This window comes from Pseudomonas migulae (genome assembly GCF_043225285.1).
GTDB lineage: Bacteria > Pseudomonadota > Gammaproteobacteria > Pseudomonadales > Pseudomonadaceae > Aquipseudomonas > Aquipseudomonas migulae_C.
The window spans coordinates 308337-328545 of record NZ_CP171224.1 but is presented as its reverse complement, the minus strand read 5'-3'; the positions used below and the strand labels follow the sequence as shown (position 1 = coordinate 328545).

The 20209-nt window shown below is 63.0% G+C and carries 17 protein-coding genes and 2 pseudogenes; 11 read left to right on the top strand and 8 right to left on the bottom strand.

Annotated elements, in window-relative coordinates; translation table 11 throughout:
* Positions 1-96 precede the first annotated feature (96 nt).
* A complete protein-coding gene (locus ACF6ZU_RS01580) occupies positions 97-1578 on the bottom strand; it encodes an ATP-binding protein (protein ID WP_392890175.1) in 1482 nt (493 codons plus the stop codon).
* A gap of 349 nt (positions 1579-1927) precedes the next feature.
* Here ACF6ZU_RS01580 and ACF6ZU_RS01575 point away from each other — a divergent pair, with 349 nt between their 5' ends.
* The 9 genes from ACF6ZU_RS01575 (at position 1928) to feaR (ending at position 9854) form a co-directional block, all read left to right on the top strand.
* Complete coding sequence (locus ACF6ZU_RS01575) at positions 1928-3091, top strand: acyl-CoA dehydrogenase family protein (protein WP_392890174.1); 1164 nt, start codon at positions 1928-1930, stop codon at positions 3089-3091.
* A gap of 25 nt (positions 3092-3116) precedes the next feature.
* Positions 3117-3488 carry a hypothetical protein gene (locus ACF6ZU_RS01570; protein ID WP_392890173.1) on the top strand — a complete coding sequence of 124 codons (372 nt, stop codon included), beginning with the start codon at positions 3117-3119 and terminating at the stop codon, positions 3486-3488.
* Between the two features lie 3 nt (positions 3489-3491).
* The gene (locus ACF6ZU_RS01565) at positions 3492-3962 is read left to right on the top strand and encodes a nuclear transport factor 2 family protein (RefSeq protein ID WP_392890172.1); all 471 of its coding nucleotides are present in this window, start codon (positions 3492-3494) and stop codon (positions 3960-3962) included.
* Complete coding sequence (locus ACF6ZU_RS01560; RefSeq protein WP_392890171.1) at positions 3959-5080, top strand: amidase; 1122 nt, start codon at positions 3959-3961, stop codon at positions 5078-5080. Before ACF6ZU_RS01565 ends, ACF6ZU_RS01560 begins: the two co-directional genes overlap by 4 nt.
* A 46-nt stretch (positions 5081-5126) precedes the next feature.
* The gene (locus ACF6ZU_RS01555) at positions 5127-6410 is read left to right on the top strand and encodes a Rieske 2Fe-2S domain-containing protein (protein WP_392890170.1); all 1284 of its coding nucleotides are present in this window, start codon (positions 5127-5129) and stop codon (positions 6408-6410) included.
* Entirely contained in the window at positions 6407-6907 is a 501-nt protein-coding gene (locus ACF6ZU_RS01550; RefSeq protein WP_392890169.1) for an aromatic-ring-hydroxylating dioxygenase subunit beta, read from the top strand. Before ACF6ZU_RS01555 ends, ACF6ZU_RS01550 begins: the two co-directional genes overlap by 4 nt.
* Before the next feature lie 10 nt (positions 6908-6917).
* Complete coding sequence (locus tag ACF6ZU_RS01545) at positions 6918-7658, top strand: SDR family NAD(P)-dependent oxidoreductase (RefSeq protein WP_192229059.1); 741 nt, start codon at positions 6918-6920, stop codon at positions 7656-7658.
* A gap of 177 nt (positions 7659-7835) precedes the next feature.
* Positions 7836-8783, top strand: coding sequence for a PDR/VanB family oxidoreductase (locus ACF6ZU_RS01540; RefSeq protein ID WP_392890168.1), 948 nt, complete (start codon positions 7836-7838; stop codon positions 8781-8783).
* Between the two features lie 150 nt (positions 8784-8933).
* The gene (feaR, locus tag ACF6ZU_RS01535; RefSeq protein ID WP_392890167.1) at positions 8934-9854 is read left to right on the top strand and encodes a transcriptional regulator FeaR; all 921 of its coding nucleotides are present in this window, start codon (positions 8934-8936) and stop codon (positions 9852-9854) included.
* A 596-nt stretch (positions 9855-10450) separates the two neighbouring features.
* Here feaR and ACF6ZU_RS01530 read toward each other — a convergent pair.
* Complete coding sequence (locus ACF6ZU_RS01530) at positions 10451-11080, bottom strand: response regulator transcription factor (protein WP_392890165.1); 630 nt, start codon at positions 11078-11080, stop codon at positions 10451-10453.
* A gap of 261 nt (positions 11081-11341) precedes the next feature.
* Between ACF6ZU_RS01530 and hpaC the strand changes: the two genes are divergently transcribed.
* Complete coding sequence (gene hpaC, locus ACF6ZU_RS01525; RefSeq protein ID WP_392890164.1) at positions 11342-11854, top strand: 4-hydroxyphenylacetate 3-monooxygenase, reductase component; 513 nt, start codon at positions 11342-11344, stop codon at positions 11852-11854.
* A gap of 125 nt (positions 11855-11979) precedes the next feature.
* Here hpaC and ACF6ZU_RS01520 read toward each other — a convergent pair whose 3' ends face one another.
* The 6 genes and pseudogenes from ACF6ZU_RS01520 to ACF6ZU_RS01495 all read right to left on the bottom strand — a co-directional run bounded on the left by ACF6ZU_RS01520 (position 11980) and on the right by ACF6ZU_RS01495 (position 19519).
* Positions 11980-12996 carry a phosphotransferase enzyme family protein gene (locus tag ACF6ZU_RS01520; RefSeq protein WP_392890162.1) on the bottom strand — a complete coding sequence of 339 codons (1017 nt, stop codon included), beginning with the start codon at positions 12994-12996 and terminating at the stop codon, positions 11980-11982.
* Positions 12997-13005: 9 nt separating this feature from the next.
* Positions 13006-14286: an aspartate aminotransferase family protein gene (locus ACF6ZU_RS01515; protein ID WP_392890161.1), complete on the bottom strand. Its 1281-nt coding sequence runs from the start codon at positions 14284-14286 to the stop codon at positions 13006-13008.
* Positions 14279-15604 (bottom strand): amino acid permease, encoded by a 1326-nt coding sequence (locus tag ACF6ZU_RS01510; RefSeq protein WP_392890160.1) that lies wholly within the window; start codon positions 15602-15604, stop codon positions 14279-14281. Before ACF6ZU_RS01510 ends, ACF6ZU_RS01515 begins: the two co-directional genes overlap by 8 nt.
* Before the next feature lie 274 nt (positions 15605-15878).
* A pseudogene (locus tag ACF6ZU_RS01505) lies at positions 15879-16844 on the bottom strand (methyl-accepting chemotaxis protein); the annotation flags it as partial.
* Between the two features lie 480 nt (positions 16845-17324).
* A pseudogene (locus ACF6ZU_RS01500) lies at positions 17325-17786 on the bottom strand (cache domain-containing protein); the annotation flags it as partial.
* 410 nt (positions 17787-18196) lie between these two features.
* A complete protein-coding gene (locus ACF6ZU_RS01495) occupies positions 18197-19519 on the bottom strand; it encodes a hypothetical protein (protein ID WP_392890159.1) in 1323 nt (440 codons plus the stop codon).
* Between the two features lie 275 nt (positions 19520-19794).
* On the opposite strand from ACF6ZU_RS01495, the gene ACF6ZU_RS01490 reads away from it, so the two are divergent.
* Complete coding sequence (locus tag ACF6ZU_RS01490; RefSeq protein WP_392890158.1) at positions 19795-20184, top strand: c-type cytochrome; 390 nt, start codon at positions 19795-19797, stop codon at positions 20182-20184.
* The last annotated feature ends 25 nt before the right edge of the window (positions 20185-20209 follow it).

Here is a 20209-nt window from a genome sequence, read left to right as displayed (position 1 = left end):
GGAGCCGGCTTGCCGGCGATGGCGTCCTTGAAATCGCCATCGCCGGCAAGCCGGCTCCTACAGGGTCGCGTTTTTAATTCAGGTTTTTTGGTGGGTTCAGGCGGGTGTTGCGAGGGGCAGGGAGAAGGTGAACACCGCGCCGCAAGGCTCGAGGTTTTGCGCCCAGATATCGCCGCGATGGCGGCCGATGATGTTTTTGCACAGCGCCAGGCCGATGCCGTTGCCGCTGACCTTGGACGAGAAGAAACCGTCGAACAGCTTCTCTTGCGCCTGGGCCTGAATACCGCGCCCGCGGTCTTCGATGCGCACCAGCGCCACGTCGTTTTCGACGCTGGCCTGAATCCGCAACACACGCCGTTCGACCGGCAGGTCGCTCATTTCCTCAATCGCGTTGAACGCCAGATTAAGGATGACCTGACCGATCAACACCTTCTCACAACTCACCCACAGCGGCTCAGGGCTGGCGACGATCTCGAGGCGGACCAGGCTCGGGTCGGCGCGCAGGCTGATGAAATAGCGGGTTTCGCGCAGCAGCTCATTGAGGTCGATCCGTTCTTCGGACTGCTCCAGCTTCACCACGTAATCACGCACGCTCTTGATGATCAGCGACGCATGCTCGATCTGCCGCACGGCATTTTGCAAACCCCAGGCGACGCCTTGATCGGTGGCTTGTTCCTTGCCCAGGCGAATCACCGCCCCTTCGATGAAGTTGCGGGTGGCGGCCAGCGGCTGGCTCAGCTCATGGGCAATCGCCACGGCCATTTCACCCATGGCGTTGTAGCGCGCCAGGTATTCGAGTTTTTGTTCGCTGAGCCGCCGCGCTTCGTCGGCGCGCACTTGTTCGGTGACGTCGCGAAACAGCAGCAGGTGGCCGACCAGATCGTCTTCGATCTCGATAAAACGACAGGTCGCCTCGTGCCAGCGCCACTCGCCATCGCGACGCTGCAAGTGGTAATGCACGCTGAACGGCGCATGTTCCGGCGTCTCGCTGGCCAGTTGTTGCAGCAGGCGCTGGCGGGAGTCGTCGTCGCACCATGACAGGAAGTTTTCGCCGACCAGCGCGTGTTCTTCACTGTTGAGCAAATGCGCGCCTGAGTCGCTGATAAAGCGGATATCGCCCTCGGGACCCAGCACTGCCACGCCCTCGGCCAGGTCCTGCATAAAGGCTTTGAGCCGACTTTCGAAACGCTTGAGGTCGCGCTTGACCTTGTCCTCCCGGGAGATGTCGCGGAACTGCACCATCAGCACATCGCGACCGTCCAGGTGCACCAGCGTGGCGACGGCTTCGGAAAGGATTTCCACGCCCTGCTTGGAGCGATAGCACCACTCGATGGCGCGCTGGCCCGTGCGCGCGGCGCCTTCCAGCCAGCGCAGGCCGACCGAGCGCCGGTACTTCGGCGCATCGCGGGTCATGTCCGGGGCTTTCAGCGGCGTCAGTTCTTCCAGGGTGAAACCGAGCGCGTTCAGGGCGGCGGTGTTGGCCCAGAGAATCTCCTTGCTCTGTGCATCGTGAAGAATGATGCACAGCGGCATGGCTTCGATCAGGGTGAAAAAGTCGTGCGGTTTGGGCAGGTACATCGCGCAGTCCTGAGGAACCGGTAAAGGGAAAGTATGGCGTTTTATACCGGCTTGCGCGTGGGGATGCGCTCAGAGGTAACCGGGGGCGGGCTAGGGGATTTCTTTAGCCGGGGGGCTGCACGCACCAATAGTGGCGACCCGATGCGGTTTTTACACTGGGCCTCAATGCAAGGGGCGCCACACATCCTTTCTCCTGTAGGAGCGAGCTTGCTCGCGATGGACGTCAACGATAACGCGCCCTGTCTGAAACACCACGTTGTCCGGACGTTTTTCGCGAGCAAGCTCGCTCCTACAGGGAGCGGTGTCGTTAGCGAAGCCCCACTAACAATAAGTAAAACGGAGAAAGCCCATGCTGCGTTCAGCTGTCGCGGAGAAAGACCCTCTGCCAGGCGTCGACGGCAACACCGTCCACAGCCAGGTTTTTGAGCAGGTGCTGGCGGAAGTGCGCCAGCGTCGTGACGAATTCGACGCCGGTTCCCACGTGCCACGGGACATGATCGAGCGCTTCAAGCAAGTGGGCATCTACCGCGCCGCCACGCCGAAACGCTTCGGCGGTGACGCCCTGGCGCCAGCGCTGTTCCTGCAAATGATCGAGCGCATTTCCGAAGCCGACGGCTCGGCGGGCTGGGTCGCCAGCTTCGGCAGCGCCGGTGTCTACCTCGCGGCATTGCCACCGGAAACCCTCGCTGAAATCTACGCCGAGGGCCCGGATCTGGTGTTCGCTGGCGGCCTGTTCCCTTTGCAACCCGCTGAAGCTGTCGAAGGCGGCTGGCAGGTCAACGGCACCTGGAAATTCGCCAGTGGCTGCAAAGGCGCTGACTTGCTCGGCGTCGGCATCGGTGCTGCCGGCGGCAAGCCGCGCACCGCGGTGTTCCGTGCGGATCAGGTCGAAATCATCGAAAACTGGGACGTGGTCGGCCTCAAAGGCACCGGCAGTCACGACCTGCGCGTCACCGACAAACAGGTCGATGAACGCTGGACCTTCATCCGTGGCGGTGCCGCGACCATCGACGAGCCGCTGTTCCGCTACCCGTCGATTGCCTACGCCGCGCAAGTGCTGGCGGTGGTCAACCTTGGCCTGGCCCGCGCCGCCCTCGACGAAGTCAGCCGCATGGCCGCCGGCAGCGGCATCACCGGCGCGCCGAAAATGGCCGACCGTGCCTACGTGCGCATCGAGATCGCCAAGGCCGAAGCCCAACTCGCCGCTGCCCGTGGCTTCTTCTACAACGCCACCGAGCAGGTGTGGAATTCGATCCTCGCCGGCAACCCGGTCACTGCCGAACAGACCAGCCTGCTGCGTTTGTCCGCGATTCACGTGTCCCAGGCCGGCGCCGCCGTGGTGCAGAGCGCGTACAGCCTCGCCGGTACCACTGCGATCTACCTGCGCCATCCGCTGCAGCGTTACCTGCGCGATTCGATGGTGGTCACCCAGCACGCATTCCTCAGCGAAGGCCTGTACGACGGCGCCGGCTCGGTGTTCCTCGGCGTGCCGCCGTTCCCTGGCTACATCTGAACCCATTATTCAAGGATCAATCTCCATGTCCCAGACCACTCAAGAACCGTTGCGCGTCGTCTTCTGCATCGGCATCACCCAGAATTTTTTCGACCTGCCGACCGGCGAAGGCCTGAGCGTGTGGAAAGGCTTCAGCCGGATGATGGCGGACCTCGGCGCGATGCCCGGCATCAACGTGCTCGGCGCAATGGATGACGACCGCCTGATGGTCGGCCCGTCCACCACCTCGCCGTGGACGGTCTACATCATGGCCGACGTCGACTGCCACCAGTCGGTGATCGACGCCTGCAACCTGTTCCGCACCACCCCGGTGAACGAATACAGCCTGTGGCGCTACGCCAAGGTCGAGGCGCGCATCGGTCGTCCGCTGACCATTCCTGATGCCGCCAAGGTCTGAGCCATGAACGAGGCCTTGTTGCAGCGTCTCGCGACGCTCGAAGGGGAGAGCCAGGTGCGCCGCTTGATGGCGCGCTACATGGACCTGTGCGACGTGCCGCGTGCGGTCACCCTGGTCAGCGAACTGGCGGAACTGTTCTGCATCGACGCCGTGTGGGAAGGCGTCGGCAGCGTCACCGCGCAGACCTTCGGCCAGCATCGCGGACGTGAGGCGATCGCGGCGTTCGTCGGCGGTTACTTGCCGCCTTCGGAGCACTTTCGCCTGAACCTGCATTACCTCACCAGCGAGTCGATTCTGGTCGACGGCAACAGCGCCCGGGGGCTGTGGATCATGCAGCAGGTGTCGACCTACGCCGATGGGCGCAGCGAGCTGTTCGGCACGCGCCTGAATATCGATTTTCGTTGCGTCGATGACGTCTGGCTGATCGCGCATTTTCGTACGCAGCGCTTGTTCAATACGGAGTTGGGCGCATGAGCACCTTTTTCAGTGAATTCTTACTCGGCGGCAGCGGCAAGCGGGTTGCGATCAAGGACTCGATCGACATCGCCGGCCATCCGACCCGTTCGGGCAGCCGTGCGTTTGCCGACGCTGAACCGGCGAGCCGCAACGCCGAAGTGGTCGATGCAATCCTCGACGCAGGCTGGCAAATCGTTGGCAAAACCAACCTGCACGAACTGGCGTTCGGCGTCACCGGGATCAACGACTGGACCGGCACGCCAATCAACCCGCAAGCGCCGGACCGTGTGCCGGGCGGCTCTTCCAGCGGTTCGGCGGCAGCGGTTGCCTCCGGTCTGGCGGACATCGCCATCGGAACCGACACCGGTGGTTCGGTGCGCGTACCAGCGGCGTGCTGCGGTATCGCCGGGTTGAAACCGACTTACGGCCGAGTCAGCCGCGTCGGTGCGCATCCGTTGGCGTCCAGCCTCGATTGTGTCGGGCCGTTTGCCGCCAACATGGCGGACCTGATCGCGGCAATGCAGGTGATTTGCCCGGGCTTCCAGGCGCAGGGTTTGCCTTCTGGCAACGCGTCGGTGGCTTTCCTTGAAGTCGATTGCGACCCGCATCTGCAAGCGAGCCTCGGTGCCGCCGCCGACCGTGCAGGCTGGCGCCGCAGCCACCTGCACCTGAGTGAATTCGAAGCCGCCTTCGCCGCCGGCCTGACCGTGATCAATTTTGAAAACTGGGCCGCGTTCGGCCACCTCACCGGCAAAGGCCTGATCGGCGCGGATGTCGAACAACGCCTGCTGGCCGCGAGTCGCACCAGTGCGGCAGACCTGGCGCAAGCGGAGAAAGTCCGCGCGCGTTTCAGCCAGCAAGTGGACGCCGCGCTGGAGGAGTTTGCGGTGCTGTTGTTGCCGACGATGCCAAGCCTGCCGCCAACGCTGGTCGAAGCCCGCAGCGCAAGCAAAGCCGTGGCCGGCATGACCCCGCTGGTGCGGCCGTTCAACCTCAGCGGCCACCCGGCGCTGACGGTGCCGGTGGAACTGGATTGCGGTGGGCTGAAAGTCGGCCTGCAGATTGTTGGCCGTAAAGGTCAGGACGAGCTGGTTTGCGCCTTCGGGGCGCAGCTGCAACAGAGCATGGCCGGTTAACGGGCCACCCTAACAAGAACCGATAAGAAGCCATGAGGAGAACCGCATGAGCACTCATGAATACCGGCTGATCGCATCATCGAAAAGCCCCGAAGACCTGGTCCAGCATGACCGCGTCGACGTCTCGCTGTACAACGACCCGGCGCTGTTCGAAGCCGAGCTGGAAAAGATTTTCTACCGCACCTGGGTGTGGGTTGCCCACGAAAGCGAAGTGCGCAACAGCGGCGACTTCAAGACCGCCATGGTCGGCCGTCGTCCGGTGATCGTCGTGCGCGACAAGAAAAACAACATCAACGTCCTGGAAAACCGTTGCCGGCACCGCGGTGCCACCGTTTGTGAAAAGCACAAGGGCAACGCCACCGGGTTCACCTGCCCGTATCACAGCTGGTCCTATGGCCTGGACGGCAAACTGCGGGCGCTGCCGTATCCGGACGGTTACGAAGGCATTCTGGAAAAGTCCGAACTGCCGCTGACCAGCCTGCGCGTGGAAAGCTACGCCGGCATGGTCTTCGCCAGTTACAACGACGAGATCGAACCGCTGGAAGATTTCCTCGGCGGCGCGAAACACTGGATGGATCTGTTCATGAAGCAGGGCGCGGGTTTCCCGATCAAGACCCAGGGCGAACACAAGTTCAGTTTCAAGGGCAACTGGAAGATCCAGCTGGAAAACACCACCGACGGTTACCACTTCCCGATCGTGCACAAGTCGTTCATGTCCTCGGTGGATGAAGAAACCTCGGAAATGCTCTCGTTCATGACCGACGAACAAGCGGTCACCCATTCCCTGGGCAACGGCCACAGCGTGATGGTGATGGTGCCGGAGCACGTCGATCTGGATCACGACGACGGCACCGAACAGCTGCAGGAGCGCTTCGCCCATGTGACTGAAGAACTGTCGAAAACCATGGAGCCTGCGCAGGTCCGTCGCATCGTGCGCTCGCTGCACGGCGCCGGTTTCAACCTGAACCTGTTCCCCAACATCGCGATGTCGATGTCGTTCTTCCGCGTGCTGCGCCCGGTGTCGGTGACTGAAACCGAGATCCGCCATGTCGCCCTCGGCATGGACGGCGGCCCGGAAATCGCCAACCGCGAACGCATGCGCATTCACGAACACTTCCAGGGCCCGTTCGGTTTCGGCAGCCCGGACGATGCCGAGGCCTGGGACCGTGTGCAGCGCGGCTCGTACGCCGGCGTCGATGCGCCAATCCTGGTCAACCGCGGCCTCAATCGCGAAATCACCGCTGAAAACGGCGACAAGGTCAGCCACGCCACCGACGAAGGCGGCATGCGCGGTGCCTACGACATGTGGAAAAGGATGATGAGCCAATGAGCAATCACGACACCCTGAACGGTTTTTCCGGCCCGTTGGCCCAGGCCATCGAGTTCATCTGGCGCGAAGCCGAACTGCTCGACCACAAGAACTACGCCGAATGGGCGACCTTGTGGAGCGACAGCGGCAAATACATCGTGCCGATCGACCCGGACACCGAGGACTTCGAAGCGAACCTCAACTACGCCTACGACGATGCGCGCATGCGTGACTTGCGCATCGAACGCCTGACCGCCGGCTACTCGCCGTCGGCGGTGGACGCGGCGAAAACCATCCGCAGCGTCTCGCGTTTCCGCCTGGTGGAAGCGGCAGGCGATGTGGTGGAAGTGAATTCCGCCCAGTTGCTGTACGCCTACAAACGTGGCGTGCACACGCCGTTCGTGGCCGACCTGAACCACCGCATCCGCTTCACCGACGGTGTCGCGAAGCTGGAGCGCAAGGTCGTGCGCCTGATCAATTCCACCGACAGCCTGAGCGCGCTCGGCTTCCTGCTGTGAGGGCAACATCATGAGTCGAGTAGCGCTTGTAACAGGTGCCTCGCGCGGACTGGGCGAGTGCATCGCCCGTCGTCTGCACGGGGCGGGATATCGTGTCGCGCTGGCGGACGTGCGTCTCGAAGGCGTGCGGCGCCTGGCTGCCGAGCTGGATGCCAGCGGTGCCAGCGCTGTCGCCATTGAGCTGGATGTGCGCAGCAAGGCCGACTTCCAGCATGCCCGCGATGTGCTGGTGGAGCATTGGGGCGGCTGCGACATCCTGGTGAACAACGCCGGCGTGTCGAAGGTCGCGGCGTTGATGGACATCACCCCGGAGGAGTTCGACGAGTCGATGGCGATCAACCTGCGCGGGACGTTTGTCGCGTGCCAGGTGTTCGGCGCGCACTTCGCCGAGCGTGGCTTTGGCCGCATCGTCAACATCGCCTCACTGGCCGGACAGAACGGCGGCACCGCCACCGGCGCGCACTACGCTGCGGCGAAGGGCGGCGTGGCAACGCTGACCAAGGTCTTCGCCCGTGAACTGGCCCCGCAAGGTGTGACGGTCAACAGCATCTCGCCAGGACCGCTGGACCTGCCGGTGGTGCGCGAAACCGTGGCCCCGGAGCGTCTGGAGCAGATCCTGAAAATGATCCCGGCCGGCACCCTCGGCGACCCCGGCTACATCGCCGACAGCGTTCTGCTGCTGATCGCCGATCACGCCGCCTCGGTCACCGGCGCGTGCTGGGACATCAACGGCGGTCTGTTCATGCGCTAAGCATGCCCATCCCCAATCGGATGACATGGGAATGACCCCTGTGGGAGCGAGTCTGCTCGCGATGGTGTATCAGCTGCATCGATGTCGACTGACGCACCATCGCGAGCAGGCTCGCTCCCACAAGGGGTAGACCGCGCCTTAAAGCCAAACAAAAACAACCGTATTTCAGGTGATGCAATGATGAAGGTGAGGATCGAAAGGATCGTCGACGAAGCGCTGGATATCCGTTCCTTTCGCCTCGTGCGCAGTGACGGCCAGCCGCTCGACAGTTATGAACCGGGCGCGCACGTCGACCTGACCGGGCCGACCGGCGTGACCCGCCAGTATTCGCTGTGCAGTCCGCCCGAGGATCGCCGCGCCTACCTGGTAGCAGTGAAAAAAGAAGCGCAATCCCGTGGTGGTTCAGCGGCGCTGCACGAAATGGAAGAGGGCACCGAGCTGGAAATGGGTGCCCCGCGCAACCTGTTCCGTCTCGACCCGGCGGCCACCGAACATGTGTTGTGCGCGGCCGGGATCGGCGTTACGCCACTGCTGAGCATGGCCTATCGGCTGACTGAAACCGGCCAGCCGTGGCGCTTGCATTACTTTGCCCGTTCGCCAGAGTACGCAGCCTTTGCCGAACTGCTGGCCAGCACCTTCGCCGGACATGTGCAGTTCCACTATGGCGTCGAACCGGGTGACATGGATGCCGCGTTGAGCGAATGCCTGACCCAGGCCGGCAGTGCCGCGCATGTCTACACCTGCGGCCCGGCGCCGTTCATGAACAAAGTGGTGGAAGTGGCGGCGCGCAGCCGTTCCGACGACGCGATCCACCTGGAGCACTTCCAGGCGGACCCGGCGGCGAACGCCGGTCCAAGTGGCGGTTTCGAAGTGGAGCTGGCCAGTTCCGGCGTGGTACTTCAGGTCCCGGCCAATACCAGCCTGGTCGATGTGTTGCAGGCCCACGGTTGTGACATCGACACCGAATGCCGCGAAGGCATCTGCGGCACTTGCATCGTCGAGGTGCTGGACGGTGTGCCGGAGCACCGCGACAACTGTTTGTCGAACAAGGAAAAGGCGTCCAACAAGCAGATTTGCGCTTGCGTCTCCCGCGCTGTTTCCGCTCGTCTGGTATTGGACATCTAACGCAAGGGAAGGCTGGCAAGCCAGCGCCGGAGCCTGTTGAATAGGGCCCGGCGGCCGTCGAAGGAGGAGACAGCCTGGATTGAAACATTTGCCGAACCGCTCGACGAAGCGGTCGAAAAATAACAATAAAACGCGTGAGGCTTTGCAGTGATGATGACTTCTTCGGCGGTTCGCAATGAGGCGTTCGAAAGCTGGTTGTGCCAGGTCAACCAGGCCTGCGGGCGGTTCGATGCCCGTGCCCTGGATGCGGATTTTTATGGTGAGCTGGCGGAATATCGCAGTGGCGCCATCAACCTCAGTGTCGTCGACATGGCGCACGTGCATCTGTATCGCACCAGTAAGGACGTCAGTGTCAGCAGCGACGGCCATTACTATGCGGTGTTCCAGATGCGCGGCAGCTCGCAGCTGGAGCAGGGCGACAATCGCGCCCGGCTGGCCACGGGGGACATTGCGCTGATCGATGCCTGCCGTCCGAGTGACATGACCTACAACGAGGATTCCCGGCAGCTGTCGCTGATCCTGCCGCGTCAGGTGGTGGAGCGCGGTTCGCATTTCAATGCGGTCAACTGCGCCACACGTATTTCGGCCAGCACGCCACTGGCGGCGATGGCCAACCGTCTGGTGCTGGACACCCGTCAGCAGGAAGGCCTGGACATGCAGGAAAGCGAAGCCGTGCTGGATGCGTTGGCGAGCCTGCTGTTGCCAGGGATCAGTGCCCGCGACAGCGGCGCAGATGCCCATGAGCGGCAGTTCCGCAAGATCATCGCCTACATCGACGAACACATCAGTACCGAAGAACTGTGCCCCGAGTTGATTGCTCGCGAGGTGGGGATTTCGGTGCGCGGGTTGTACCGGATGTTCTCCAAGCGTGGCCTGGTGGTGGCGCAATACATCAAGCACCGACGCCTGGATTTCTGCGCGGAAAACCTGCGCCGCTCCCATGTCGAACAGAAGCTGTCGGCGCTGTGTTACGCGTGGGGGTTCTCCGACTCCAGCTACTTCTCCTCAGCGTTCAAATCCCGCTTCGGCGTCTCGCCGGGGGCGTATCGCAAGCGCTATAGCCAGAATTGACACCCATTGTAGGAGCCGGCTTGCCGGCGATGGCGGGGTTTCAGCCGGCATTGATGTTGAATGTGCCGGCCTCATCGCCAGCAAGCTGGCTCCTACAGAAGATCACCGCCGTTCACATAGCCTGAGTTCGCTAGAGATCCCTGTAGGAGCCAGCTTGCTGGCGATGGCGGAATATCAGGCGCCACCGATGGTGAATGTGCCGGCCTCATCGCCGGCAAGCCGGCTCCTACAGTAGACCGGCGCCGTACACCTGACTTGTGTTCGCTGGAGATCCCTGTAGGAGCCGGCTTGCTGGCGATAGCGGAATGTCAGGCGCCATCGATGGTGAATGTGCCGGCCTCATCGCGAGCAGGCTCGCTCCCACAGGTGATCATCGGCGTACACATGCCTTTTGTTCGCTGGAGATCACTGTGGGAGCCGGCTTGCCGGCGATGGCGGTGTGTCAGGGGCCGTTGATGTTGATGTGCCGGCCTCATCGCGGGCAAGCCCGCTCCCACAGGGTTTGCGGCGCGAACACATTTTTGTGTGCGACGCTGATCACCTGTGGGAGCGAGCCTGCTCGCGAAGGCGGTTCCGGATTCAAGGAAATAGCCATCTCAATGCCGCGCCGGTTCATCCACCGGCAAATGCAGCACTTCCCGCACCAGCATCGCGATGCTGGTCACGCCCATCTTTTCCTTGATCTTGGTCCGGTGCACATCGACGGTTTTCACGCTGATGTTCAGCTCCCGCGCGATGACTTTGCTCGCCTTGCCATCGATCACCAGCATCAACACTTCGCGCTCGCGGCTGGTGAGCAGGGCCAGTTTGCCTTGCAGCTGCTGGCGCTGTTCCTGGTCGGCCTGGGCATGCACGGCGGTCTTCAGCGCGGCCTGGATGCGGTCGATCATCTGCTGCGGGTTGTACGGCTTCTCGACGAAATCCAGCGCACCGTTCTTCATCGCCGTCACCGACATCGGAATGTCGCCGTGGGCCGAAACGAAGATGGTCGGCAGGGTGCTGCCGCGCTGGTTGAGGATTTCCTGCAGCTGAAAGCCGCTGGTCTCCGGCATGCGCACGTCGAGCACCAGGCAGGCCGGTTGCCGGGGGTCGTACTGGCTCAGGAACTCTTCAGCGCCGGCAAAACATTGCGCCTGCACGCTGACCGACTCCAGCAACCAGGCCAGCGAGGTGCGCAAGTCTTTGTCGTCATCGACGATATAAACAATCGGTTTGCGGGTTTCCATCAGGGACTGCCACGAGAATTTCTAATTATTGTTTTCGCACGCGTGCACGCTGCGGCGGACATCGGCGCTCATTTTGGCGCCAATGAGCAGAATACCCACTGTGGCGGGCCCTGACGATAAAGAAACCACCTAGTCGACTAGCGGAAAGCCCACCTCGTCATGGGGATCGTCAGAATGGCTGCGCGCCTTGCCGGGCCTTAGTCTTGTTCCATCACCTACGGACCGCGAACGGGCGGTCCTCCTGAAGGAAGGGGCATCGACATGGCCGACCTGAGCCAGCAGCAAATCGACTTTCGCAACGCCATGGCGCAACTGCCGGCGGCGGTGAACATCATCACCACCAACGGCCCCGGCGGCCGCTGCGGCATCACCGCCAGCGCCGTGTGCTCGGTGACGGATTCGCCACCGACCGTGCTGGTGTGCGTCAACCGCAACAGCGCCACCCACGACGTGTTCCGCACCAACGGCCGGTTGTGCGTCAACGTGCTGTGTGGCGAGCAGGAAGAGCTGGCCCGGCACTTCGCCGGCATGACCAAAGTGTCGATGGAAGAGCGTTTCGCCTGGGACCTGTGGGACGGCGGCGACACCGGCGTGCCGGTGCTGCGTGACGCGCTGGTGCAGCTGGAAGGACGGATCAGCGAGTGCAAGGAAGTGGGTTCGCATTCGGTGATGTTTGTCGAGTTGTCGAAGGTCGGGGTGCGTGGGGAAGGGGATAGCCTGGTGTATTTCAACCGGTTGTTTCATAGGTTGGAGCATGCGGCGGCGGCTTGCTGAGAGACCGCGTTATCGTTCATCGCGAGCAGGCTCGCTCCTACAGTTCATCGTCGTTCACAAGTTACGTGAACGACAAAAAACTGTAGGAGCGAGCCTGCTCGCGATAGCGGTGTATCAGGCGACAACTACTTTTGCAGATACTCCCGCGCCAACCGACAAGCCCGCTCAATCAGCATCGGCGCCATTTCAATCGCGGTCGGTGTGCCCTGGCGGGTATGAATCCAGCCCAGGTACGTGGTGCCACGCAGCATCAGGAACAGCGCCAGCGTATCGCGATCAGCCTGGCTCAGCGGTTTGACCCGGTTGTAACCGGCCAGCAGCGCCGCCTCGATCTGCTCGTAGCGCGGATCATCCAGGCAGAAGTACAGCGCCGTGGCCAGCTCGAACATGTGCCAGCCAAAACCCGCGTCGTCGAAGTCGATCAACCGCAACTGCGGGCCTTCGATCAGCAGGTTCTCCGGCACCAGGTCGGCGTGGATCATGCCGAAATTGTCGAGGTGCCGGCCGTACCGCCGCAGGTCCGTGCGCGCCTGGCGCCGGGCCTGTTGCAGCAATGACCGCTGATCCTGGCTGAGTTGCTCCAGCTCCCAGAAACGCCCCCAGAACGGATTGGCCCCGATCAAACCGTCTTCGTCCCAGGCATGCCGGACGAACTCGTCCGGCTGCTGCCAATCGGCCGCGTGCACATGAATGCGCGCGGCAATGGCGCCGGCCTCGGCAAACAGGAAGTCAATTTCCGTGTCTGCCTGGACACCGCTCTCCGAGGTGCCCGCCGTCGCGCCCGGCAACCAGGCCAGCATGTCGACATGCCGTGGCTCGCCGATGTCGGCGTGGATCACCTCGACCAGATGCCGCTCGTTCCGCGCGCGGATAATCTGCGGCACGGTGATGCCGGCGCTGGCCAGCGCCTCCATCCACTGCAACTCGGAACGCAATGCTGCCTCACAGTGATAGCCGTTGCGATGGATGCGCAGGGCCACGCGCTGACCGTCTTCGCGGCGCGCGGAGAACACCGCGTTCTCGCGGAATTTCACCAGCGCTATGTCGTCGAAGCGGCCCTCCCATTGCAGCAAGGCATGGCGCGCAAAGTCGTGCAGCCGGGTGACTTGCTGATCGTGACTCAGGGTGTGGAAATCGCTCATGGCATGTCCTCAGATGGCGCTCAGCGCGCGGTCCAGCGTGTCAACGAAAAGGTCGGCGTGTTCGCGGTTGAACACCAGCGGCGGCCGCAGTTTGAGGATGTTGTCGCCGGCGCCGATCTTGCTGATCAGCACACCGTTTTCACGCATGTCGTTCACCACCTTGCGCGCTTCCAGCCCGGCGGGTTCCTTGCTGGCGTGGTCGCGCACCAGTTCCATGGCGAAAAACAGGCCCTTGCCGCGCACATCGCCGATGATCGAATGCTTGCTGGCCAGCGTTTGAAGGCGCTGTTGCACATAGGCGCCGACCGTCAGCGCGTTGCGCAGCAGCTGTTGCTCTTCGATCACATCGAGCACCGCCATGCCGACCGACGCCGCCACCGGCGAACCGCCGAAGGTGTTGAAGTACATCGCGCTGCGCCCGAAGGATTCGACCAGCGCCTTGCTGGTGACCAGCCCCGCCAGCGGATAACCGTTACCCATTGGCTTGCCGAGGGTGACGATGTCCGGCACCACGCCGTGGGCCTGATGCCCCCACAAGTGTTCGCCGGTGCGACCGAACCCGGATTGCACTTCATCGGCAATGAACAACCCGCCCGCCGCACGAATCAGCTCGGCGGCCTTGTTGACGAAACTGGCCGGCACCCGTGGCAGGCCTTCGTTGGCGAACAGCGTGTCGATCAGCAACGCGGCGGGACGAATGCCCTGGGCCTGCATCGAGGCGATCGCGGCCTTGATGTTGGCGGCGTATTCGTCCGCCAGTTGTGCTTCGCTGATGCCCTTCGGCGCCCGGTACAGGCACGGGATCGGCACCGCCCGGGCATGGGGAGCGAACGGTTCCGGCGACGGCAGTGCGGTGGTCACTTCGGCCAGCGAGGCGGAGTTCCCGTGGTAGTTGTAATCGCTGACGATGATGCCGGTGCCGCCGCTGGCAAACCGCGCCAGGCGCAACGCCAGCTCGTTGGCTTCGCTGCCGGTGCAGGTGAACATCACCGTGTCGAGCGGTTCGGCGAAGGTTGCGGTCAGGCGTTCGGCGTAACGCACCACTTGCTCATCGAGGTAGCGAGTGTGGATGTTCAGCGTCGTCGCCTGGCGGTGCATCGCCTCCACCACGTGGGGGTTGCAGTGACCGACGCAGGGCACGTTGTTATAGACGTCGAGGTAGCGCCGACCGTCGACGTCAAACAGCCAGACGCCTTCGCCGCGCACCAGGTGCAAGGGTTTGTCGTAGAACAGTGGCGAAGCGCTGCCGAGTACGCGGTGGCGGCGTTGCAGCAAAGTGTCTTCAGGCATGGTCTGGAACCTCGATGTCAGCGCTGCGCACCGGCAGGCGGGCGCGCAGCAGGAAGTTGAAAATGCACAGGATGAACGTCACCGCGAGGGCGATCAGCATCATCAGGTCGAGCTGGAAGCAGGCGGCGATCACCACCAGCGTCAGCGCCAGGCCCAGCCAGGCGATCACTGTTCCTCCAGTGAGGCGGAACGGCCGCGGCAGATCAGGCTGGCTGCGTTTGATCCGCAGGTAGGCGCCGAAAATGAACAGGTAGCAGACGTTGAGCAGCAGCACGACCGCGAGCATCACGGTGGCCGGGTCGATGGCCGAGAGCGGCAGGCCGATGGCGCCGATCAGCAGCAAGGCCGGGAACGGCGTGCCGCGTTTGCCGGTCTTGCCCAACCATTGCGGGAACAAGCCGTCGCGGGCCATGGCGAACAGTTGTCGGGACGCGGCATACACCAGCGAGAAGAACGTGGCGATCAGACCGAACACCGCGCCGCAGCCGATCACCTTGGCCAGCCACGAAGCGTCGCCGTAGGCGTTGGTGCTGGTCATCGCGGCGTACAGCGGATCACCCGCCGAACCCACCACCTCGACACCACCGGCACCCGGCGCGCAAACCAGCACCACCAGGGCGGTGACCAGCAACGTACCGATGGCCGCGAGAATCCCCCGTGGCATGCTGCGGCCAGGGTTGTCCGCTTCTTCGGCGGCCGAGCCGGTCTGTTCGACGGTAATGAACAGCCAGATGGCAAACGGCACGCAGGCGAAGATGCCGCCAAGGCTGATGGCCGGCCCCGTGCTGGCCGTCGGCATCGTCAGCAGGCTGGCCAGTTCGACATGCGGCGCCATGGCCACGCCGAACGTCAACAGGGCGACGACCGCGATGACCCCGGCAATCATGGTCAAGCCCATGGCTTCACCGACGCCGCGCAGGTGGATGCCGATGATCACCGCGAACAGGGCGATTTTCACCGGCCAGCCACCGAGGCCGAAAATCGACTCGGTGTAGGCGCAGATGAACGTCGCCGCCGCGCCGGTGCCGACGGTCAGCGCCAGCGCACAGGCGACCCCGACCAGGTAACCCACGAAGGGCCCGAACGCGCTTTGCGCATAGACGAACACGCCTCCGGCGCTCGGCAATGCGGTGGACAGTTCCGCCACGCACAGTGCCAGCCCGCCGCAGAGCAACGCCATCAGCAGCGTGGCGATCAGCATGTTCAACCAGCCGCCGGCCATCAATCCGAAATTCCAGCCGGAAAACTGCCCGGCCACCACCAACGCAATTCCGAGACCGGCGATCTTTGGCCAGCCCAACGCACTTTTCTTAAGCACAACAGTCTCCCGCGACCCGAAGGTCGATTTATTGTTTTTTGGGGGGGTGAAGGGATCGGCTTCGATACTACGTGCGCAGTGGGGCGGGGCTTGTTCGTGCGTGTGCCAAGTGGTTGCGTGTGGGTGCCAGAATGGTGGAGGGCAGGGGGACCGCGTTATCGTTCATCGTCGGAACGCCGCCCGGAGCCGGCTCGCTCCCACAGGATTTGTGGCGTACACAAAACTTGTGGGAGCGAGCCTGCTCGCGATAGCGGTAGATCAGGCAACACTCATCTCAAATACGAAAACTCCCGACCAGCTGATTCAGCCGCCCGGCCTCACGCTCCAGCTCGGTACAGGCCCGCAACGTCGATTGCAGGTTCTCCACCCCTTGCTGGTTCAGCGTGTTGATCTCGGTGATGTCCACGTTCAACGCCTCGACCACCGATGTCTGCTCCTCCGTCGCCGCCGCCACCGACTGGTTCACATTGTCGATCTCGCCGATGCGCTGGGTCACGCTGCCCAGGCGCGTGCCGGCGAGGTTGGCGATGCTGACGCTTTCTTGGCTGTGGTGCTGGCTCTCGGTCATGGTCGTCACCGATTCCCGCGCGCCGACTTGCAGCTCTTCGATCATCTGCTGGATCTCCGCCGCCGACGTCTGGGTGCGTCCCGCCAGGCTGCGCACTTCATCGGCAACCACCGCAAAACCACGGCCCGCCTCACCGGCGCGTGCCGCTTCGATTGCCGCGTTGAGCGCCAGCAGGTTGGTCTGCTGCGAGATGCCCTTGATCACTTCGAGGATCTGCCCGATGTTCACGGTCTTGGTGTTCAGCACCTCGATGTTGGCGCACGACGCGCTGATCTTGCCGGACAGTTCGTTCATCACCTGAATCGTGCGCTCCACCACCTGACGTCCGTCTTCGGCCTGCTGGCGCGCGGCGGAGGCTTGCTGTGAAGCATCCGACGCATTGGTGGCGATTTCCTGGGCGGCAGCCCCGAGTTGGTTGATCGCGGCGGCGACGCTGTTGGTGCGTGTCGATTGCTCGTCGAAATTGCTCATCGACGAATTGGACGCCGACAGCACGCGCTTGGCGCCTTCATTGACGCCCAGCGCCGCCGACGACACCTCGCGGATCGAGTGGTGGATGCGCTCGACAAAGCGGTTGAACGCAGTGGCCAGCTGACCGATTTCATCCCGCGATTGCACAGTCAGGCGCCGGGTCAGGTCGCCTTCGCCCAGGGAAATATCCTCCATCACCCGCGTCAGCAATTGCAGCGGCCGGGTGATGCGATACGCCGCGTACCAGATCAACGCCAGCCCAAGCAGGGCCGACCCGCCGCCCAGCAACAGCTCCAGCGCGGTGCTTTGCACGCCTTGCGCGTCGAGTTCCTTCTGCAGCGTGGTGACCGGGGCGAGCAACACGTCCTGCGGCACGCCGACCAGTACACCCCACGGCGCGGCACCGGCAATTGGTGCCAGCGGTTCAAGGACCTTGATCTGTTGGCTGTCGACAAACACTTTTGGCTGGCCCTGACGCAGGGTGTCCATCACCTCGGCGTTGTCCAGCGGTTGGCCGAGGCGACTGACGTCCTGGCTGTTGGCGGAAATCACCCCGCTCGGGCTGACGATGCTGATCTGGCCGTTGCCGTCGAACAACTGACGCGCGCTGGCTTCGCTGTTTTGCTGCAGGGCAGCGAGGTTGATGTCGAGGCCGACCACGGCGATGACCTTGCCGTTGTCTATCAGCGGGAACGCGATGCTGGTCACCAGTTTGCGGCTGCCGGACGCTTCGTCGAAGTACGGCTCCAGCACGCACGCTTTAGCCGTGTCGCGAGCGCAGGTGTAGAACGCGTTGTACGGCGCGCCGCTGGGGCCGGGCGAAGTGTTGGCGAGCAGCCCTTCGTCGCCGATCACTGCTTGCAGTTCACCGGGTTTGCTTTGCACCCAGTACAGGGAGAAGCGTCCGGTCTCGTTGCTGCCCATGGCCGCCTGGTCGACAAAACCGGAGTCGGCGCCATCGAGGGCGTCGGGTTCGAAAATGACGTAAAGCCCGAGCAGGTCGGGCTTGTCGATCAGGGCCTGATGCAGCTGGGTGCTCAGTTCCTGGCGCAGTTGCGGGCGGGTCAAATGGCCCTGGTGTTGCAACTGCCTGAGGTACAGCAGGTAGCGCGACAGGCCTTGGCCATATTCGTGCGTCTGCATGAAGGTGCGCTGCACCTGCATCGCCTGCACTTTGCCCAGTGCCTGCATGTGTTCCTTGGCCGCGTTGGCGAGCATTTCGCTGCTGGCTTCGGCCACTTGCCGGCTGCTTTGATGGGTCTGGTACAGCGACAACCCCATCAGCAACCCCACCACCAGCAGCAGGCAGAGGCCGGCGAGCAGGGCGATCTTGCTCTGAATCGTCAGGAATATTTTCTGCATTGGAAACTCCGTTTCCGTTGAAGGGGGATGCCGCGCAATTGTGTTGCCACCGGTGAAACCTGTGGGAGCGAGCCTGCTCGCGATGGCGGAGTGTCTGTCGACATTTTTGTTGCCAGATACACCGCCATCGCGAGCAGGCTCGCTCCCACAGGGGGGGCGCCCGTTATCACAGAAATTGCGTCGGACAGAACTTAGAACGTGCTGGCGAAAATCACCTGGCTGTAGAGGTTCTTGTCGTTGTTGCCCAACTGCGTACCGCCCTGGTCGGCGCTCTTGTCCGGCTGGAACAGGCCAATCAGCGGCATGATGCTCAGGTGGTCATTGACGTGCCATTCGGCGTACAGGTCCGCTTCGTGGCCGTCGGCATTGCCCAGGTTGCGGTCGATGGTGTCGAAGTTGAAGTACATCGCGCCGACGGTCAGGTTCTCCAGCGGCGAGACGGTGAACTTGACTTGCTGGATGCGCGCGTTGCTGTTGAACGGACCGGCGTAGTTGCCCGCCACTTCACCCTGGAACCAGGTGCCGAAGCCACGGCTGAAACCGTAGAACAGCGTGTCGTAGCCTTCCGAGAAACGGCTGTAGCGGTAGCCGACATACGGCGACCAGGCCACGTCGGAGAAGGTCCAGCCGGCTTCCAGGTACCAGGCGTCTTCGGTCGAGGTGTGCGGCTTGTCCTGCTTGGCGTATTCGCCGGAGAGGAACAGGTCCTTGACCCCGGCATTGCCGGTGGCGCGCAGGCTGTAGGTCTTCATGCCGTCGCGTTCGGTCTGGATCGGCGAGGCGTATTGCTCATCGATGTCGGTGGTGTCGACGTAGGTCAAACCGACGGTGCCCGCTTCAGACACGTGTTCCAGGGTGCCGACATACATCTCGGTCATGGCCTGGGCGCGGTTGTTGGATTTCAACCACATCAGGTCGCCGCGCCAGCCTTCCTTGCCACCGATGCGCAACACGGCGGTCTCGTCGAACGCCTTGCGCGCGGCCAGCCAGTAGGCGCCGCCACGGTTGAACTCACCGTCAGCCAGGCCCTTGCCCATGTTCAGCGCGTCGCCATCGATCAGGAAGCCGTCGCCGACCACGATGTTCTGGCGACCGAAGGACAGGTCGATGCCGTCGGCGCCCAGCACCGGGAACAGATCGCTCGAACGCCAGCCGAGGTAGGCGTCTTCGAACTTGGTGGTGCGTTCCGAACCGTCGCTGAACCCCGCGGCATCGCCGTCGCCCCAGGTGCCGGAGCTGAGCAGGTTCGCCGCGCCGTACGCGGTACCCACGCCGGCCAGGCCCTTGTCGAAGCTCAGGCCATATTTGATGTAGCCCTCGCGCCACGAGGACGAACCCTCGTCGAGGCGGCCGGACAGCGCGTAGTTTTCCTGACTGTGGAAAATGCCGAATACCGCTTCCAGCGTGGCGTTCAGGTGGCTGTCGCTATCGGCATAGAGCTCATACGCGCTGGCATTGCCAGCACTGATTATCAGCGCGAGGGTAGAGAGACGAAGCAAGGGGGACTTGAGCATGTGTGGCATCCGTTCTTGTTCTTGAGCGCAGGTTTGCGGTCTTTTTCGATACTAAGGCGCGGAACTTTTCCGGCCTTTTGTGTGGTTGCCAAAGAGTTGGCTGTGCTTGCCAAAATGCCCGGTTTGGCAGCCCCGCCAATACGACTGGCACGCAGGGCAAAACCCGCGCGCCATTGACCACCGACAATCCGTTTCAACCCTGCCGATGCTCCGTTGCGTCGGCCTTCCCGTGTTGACGCTCAATTGACGAGCGCGGATTTCAAGGTCGTTTTCCTATGTTCACCTCGCTGCGTTTGCCCCTCATCGGCCTGCTTTCCTTCACGTTGGCGCACACCGCGCTGGCAGCCGACTGCGCACCCGACCAGGGCCATGGCGCCCAGGTGTTCGCCAATGAATGCGCGGTCTGCCATTCGGTGACCAAGGGCATGACGGGAATGATGGGGCCGAATCTGGCCGGCGTGGTCGGGCGCAAATCCGGCTCGCTGGAGGGCTTCAACTATTCCCAGGCCATGCGCAGCAAGGACATCAACTGGCAGGCCGAGAACATCGCGCAACTGATCACTCAGCCCCAGGCCTTCGTGCCGGGAACCTACATGCCCTACATGGGCCTGGCCTCTGCCGACGATCGCCAGGCGGTCGTGTGTTTCCTCAAAGAACAACACTGAGCGGCCGGTTGACGGCGCTTCGCCA

What these genes read in the sequence shown, in the direction of transcription:
- ACF6ZU_RS01555 (WP_392890170.1), top strand. Translation starts at nt 5,127, where the DNA reads ATGAGCACTCATGAATACCGGCTGATCGCATCATCGAAAAGCCCCGAA.
- ACF6ZU_RS01530 (WP_392890165.1), bottom strand. Translation starts at nt 11,080, where the DNA reads ATGGAAACCCGCAAACCGATTGTTTATATCGTCGATGACGACAAAGAC.
- ACF6ZU_RS01540 (WP_392890168.1), top strand. Translation starts at nt 7,836, where the DNA reads ATGATGAAGGTGAGGATCGAAAGGATCGTCGACGAAGCGCTGGATATC.
- ACF6ZU_RS01520 (WP_392890162.1), bottom strand. Translation starts at nt 12,996, where the DNA reads ATGAGCGATTTCCACACCCTGAGTCACGATCAGCAAGTCACCCGGCTG.
- ACF6ZU_RS01570 (WP_392890173.1), top strand. Translation starts at nt 3,117, where the DNA reads ATGTCCCAGACCACTCAAGAACCGTTGCGCGTCGTCTTCTGCATCGGC.
- ACF6ZU_RS01550 (WP_392890169.1), top strand. Translation starts at nt 6,407, where the DNA reads ATGAGCAATCACGACACCCTGAACGGTTTTTCCGGCCCGTTGGCCCAG.
- ACF6ZU_RS01545 (WP_192229059.1), top strand. Translation starts at nt 6,918, where the DNA reads ATGAGTCGAGTAGCGCTTGTAACAGGTGCCTCGCGCGGACTGGGCGAG.
- hpaC (WP_392890164.1), top strand. Translation starts at nt 11,342, where the DNA reads ATGGCCGACCTGAGCCAGCAGCAAATCGACTTTCGCAACGCCATGGCG.
- ACF6ZU_RS01560 (WP_392890171.1), top strand. Translation starts at nt 3,959, where the DNA reads ATGAGCACCTTTTTCAGTGAATTCTTACTCGGCGGCAGCGGCAAGCGG.
- ACF6ZU_RS01565 (WP_392890172.1), top strand. Translation starts at nt 3,492, where the DNA reads ATGAACGAGGCCTTGTTGCAGCGTCTCGCGACGCTCGAAGGGGAGAGC.
- feaR (WP_392890167.1), top strand. Translation starts at nt 8,934, where the DNA reads ATGATGACTTCTTCGGCGGTTCGCAATGAGGCGTTCGAAAGCTGGTTG.
- ACF6ZU_RS01575 (WP_392890174.1), top strand. Translation starts at nt 1,928, where the DNA reads ATGCTGCGTTCAGCTGTCGCGGAGAAAGACCCTCTGCCAGGCGTCGAC.
- ACF6ZU_RS01490 (WP_392890158.1), top strand. Translation starts at nt 19,795, where the DNA reads ATGTTCACCTCGCTGCGTTTGCCCCTCATCGGCCTGCTTTCCTTCACG.
- ACF6ZU_RS01515 (WP_392890161.1), bottom strand. Translation starts at nt 14,286, where the DNA reads ATGCCTGAAGACACTTTGCTGCAACGCCGCCACCGCGTACTCGGCAGC.
- ACF6ZU_RS01495 (WP_392890159.1), bottom strand. Translation starts at nt 19,519, where the DNA reads ATGCTCAAGTCCCCCTTGCTTCGTCTCTCTACCCTCGCGCTGATAATC.
- ACF6ZU_RS01580 (WP_392890175.1), bottom strand. Translation starts at nt 1,578, where the DNA reads ATGTACCTGCCCAAACCGCACGACTTTTTCACCCTGATCGAAGCCATG.